The sequence below is a fragment of the Amycolatopsis sp. SID8362 genome, from assembly GCF_010550475.1.
In the GTDB taxonomy this organism is placed as follows: Bacteria; Actinomycetota; Actinomycetes; order Mycobacteriales; family Pseudonocardiaceae; genus Amycolatopsis; species Amycolatopsis eburnea.
The window spans coordinates 1-2946 of record NZ_JAAGNB010000704.1; the positions used below are offsets into that span (position 1 = coordinate 1).

Consider the following 2946-nt stretch of genomic DNA (forward strand, 5'->3'; position numbering starts at 1 on the left):
TCGCGGCCCCGGCGACCGGCGCGGCGCCGGTCCCGGTCGCCAGGTTGACGATCCCGATCCCGCCGGCGAGCGCGACGCCGGCGAGCAACGTGTACAACGGCCCCGGATGTTTCATGCTCTTCCCCACATTCCCTGACCCACCACCGTGCCCGTAACACGGAGGTCGGGGCGGAACGGCTCAACGCTACGCGCGGAAAAGAGGTATCGCTTAGCCCCCGCAACCGGGTGCTTCTGGTTGACTGGCGCCATGCTGCCCTGGGAAGGCGACCTCGCCGGCCGGCTCGACCGGCACACCGTGGACTCCGAGCTGCTGCGCGGCAACCCGCTCGGCGACCCGCACGAACGGCCGCTGTGGGTGTACGTCCCGCCGGGCTACGACGACGGCGACGAGCGGTACCCGGCGGTGTACGTCATCCAGGGCTACACCGGGCACGTGGCGATGTGGGCCAACCGCACGCCGTTCCGGCAGACCTTCCTGGAGACCGCCGACGCGGTCTTCGCCGGCGGGACCCCAGGCTGCGTGGTCGTGTACGTCGACGCGTGGACCGCGTACGGCGGCTCCCAGTTCGTCGACTCGCCGGGCACCGGCCGCTACCACTCGTACCTGTGCGACGAGATCGTGCCGTGGGTGGACGCGCGCTACCGCACCCTGCCGGTCCCGGAGTCCCGGGCGATCGCCGGCAAGTCGTCGGGCGGGTTCGGCGCGATGATCACCCCGATGCTGCGGCCCGACCTGTTCGGCGCGCTGGCGACGCACGCGGGCGACTCGCTGTACGAGCTGAGCTACCTCCAGGACTTCGGCAAGGCGGCCCGCGCCCTGCGGAGCTACGACCACGACATCCTCAAGTGGTGGGCGGACTTCCGCGCCCGCCCGGCGTTCACCAAGCCGGACGACGCGACCCTGCTGCAGCTGCTCGGCGTCTCGGCGTGCTTCTCGGCGCGGGAGGACGGGACGCCGGAACTGCCGTGCGACCCGCTGACCGGCGCGGTGCGGCCGGAGGTCTGGGCGCGCTGGCTGGCCTGGGACCCGGTCCGGATGGTGCCGGACCACGCGGCGGCCATCCGCTCGCTGCGCGCGGTGTGGATCGACGCGGGCACGAGCGACGAGTACTACCTCGACCTCGGCGCGGAGGCCTTCCGGGCGGCGATCGCCGACGCGGGCCTGCCCGACGACCGGGTGCGCTTCGAGCTGTTCGACGCCGGCCACGCGGCGATCGACTACCGCTACCCGCTTTCGCTGGCGTGGCTGGCCGAGCGGCTCGCCCGGTGACCGCGTTCGCCGAACACGACCTGACGCTGCCCGGCGGGCGCCTGCACGTCTACGACAGCGGCGGGCCGGGGCGGCTCACCGTGCTCTGGCACCACGGCACGCCCAACCTCGGGGCGCCGCCGGGGCCGTTGCTCCCGCTCGGCGAGGAACTCGGGATCCGCTGGATCTCCTACGACCGGCCCGGTTACGGCGGCTCGACACCGGTGCCCGGGCGGACCGTCGGGGACGCGGCCGGGTACGCGACCGCCGTCGCCGACGCGCTCGGGGTCGGGCGCTTCGCCGTGCTGGGTCACTCCGGGGGCAGCTCCCACGCGCTCGCGTGCGCGGCGCTGCTGCCCGATCGTGTCCTCGCCGCCGCCGGTCTCGCCGTGGTGGCGCCGTTTTACGGGGACGACTGGTTCGCGGGCATGGCCGACCCGGGTGCCCTGCGCGCCGCCACCGAAGGCCGCGCCGCCAAGGAGGCGTACGAAGCCTCCGCGGAGTTCAATCCCGCCGTCTTCACCGCCGCCGACTTCGCCGCGTTGAAGGGGTCGTGGTCCTGGCTCGACAGCGTCGTCCAGCCCGCGCTCGGGGCCGTCGGGCTGATCGACGACGACCTCGCGTACGTCGCGCCGTGGGGCGCCGACCCGGCCGCCATCGCCGCGCCGGTGCTGCTGGTGCACGGCGAGGACGACCGGATGGTCCCCGCCGCGCACAGCCGGTGGCTCGCCACGCGGTGTCCCCGCGCCGAGCTCCGGCTCACCCCCGGCGACGGGCACCTCTCCGTGCTGGACCACGCCGCCGCCGCGCTCACCTGGCTCGCCGATCAGCCGAGCAGCGACAGCGACGCGACGACGGGCGCCACGTAGATCAGCGGGAAGACGACGTGCGCGTACGACCGGGCGCGCAGCACGGTGACGACCGCGCCGGCGAAGTACAGCACCAGTCCGATCGCCGCCGCGACGCCGATCCACGGCACGAACAGCCCGACGACCAGTCCTGCCGCGCCGGCCGCCTTGGCCGCGCCGAGCCACGGCCACCACGCCTCGGGCACGCCGTATTCGGTGATCGGCTCGACGACCCACTTCGCGCGGGCGAACACCGACACGGCCGAGAACGCGACGAACGCGGCGGCGGCGAGAGTGACGATCAGATAGGCGGTCGACATCGGGACTCCTCGGGAGGGGGTGCCGCGCCGGGGTTCCGGCGCCTTTCACTCCCCCGACTCCGCGGGCCGACCCGATGTGACCGGGGGTGACCGCGATCACAGCGACAGCCGGACGACCACCTCCTCGCACCGGTACGAGAACCGCTCTCGGCGAGGCGACGCGCGGGAGGCACACGGCGGCAGAACCCGACGAGCTGCGTGCGCGTACAACGAACGCCCGCGCAGGCCGAACAGGCGCTCGGTGCGGGCGGGTGGTCTGGTCAGTGCCGAAGGTGCCATGCCGCCGAGCAAACCACGCACCACCGACAATTCCGGGCCGTCAGGGAATCCGCACCTCGGCCGGCACCCGATCGGGGCGCAGGCCGCGCCAGGAAGTGTGGCGCAGCCGCAGGTCCGGCGTCAGCCGCCGGTAGACGACCTCACCGACCAGCGCCGGCTCGACCCAGTGCGCGCCGCGGGCGCGGTCGCGGGGTACCTCGGCCGCGAACGGGCTCCCCGCGCGGGCCAGCGGCGCCAGCACGGCGCGCAG

Annotated in this window: 3 protein-coding genes and 1 pseudogene; 2 read left to right on the plus strand and 2 right to left on the minus strand. The window is 74.2% G+C overall.

Annotated elements, in window-relative coordinates:
• Positions 1 to 247: 247 nt before the first annotated feature.
• On the plus strand, positions 248 to 1270 hold the full coding sequence (locus G3I65_RS21785; protein WP_160697752.1) for an alpha/beta hydrolase family protein: 1023 nt from the start codon (positions 248 to 250) through the stop codon (positions 1268 to 1270).
• Positions 1267 to 2118 carry an alpha/beta fold hydrolase gene (locus G3I65_RS21790; RefSeq protein WP_160697753.1) on the plus strand — a complete coding sequence of 284 codons (852 nt, stop codon included), beginning with the start codon at positions 1267 to 1269 and terminating at the stop codon, positions 2116 to 2118. Before G3I65_RS21785 ends, G3I65_RS21790 begins: the two co-directional genes overlap by 4 nt.
• Here G3I65_RS21790 and G3I65_RS21795 read toward each other — a convergent pair.
• The gene (locus tag G3I65_RS21795) at positions 2076 to 2417 is read right to left on the minus strand and encodes a DoxX family protein (protein ID WP_160697754.1); all 342 of its coding nucleotides are present in this window, start codon (positions 2415 to 2417) and stop codon (positions 2076 to 2078) included. The genes G3I65_RS21790 and G3I65_RS21795 overlap by 43 nt on opposite strands.
• A 319-nt stretch (positions 2418 to 2736) precedes the next feature.
• Positions 2737 to 2946, minus strand: a pseudogene (locus G3I65_RS21800) (DNA ligase); the annotation flags it as partial.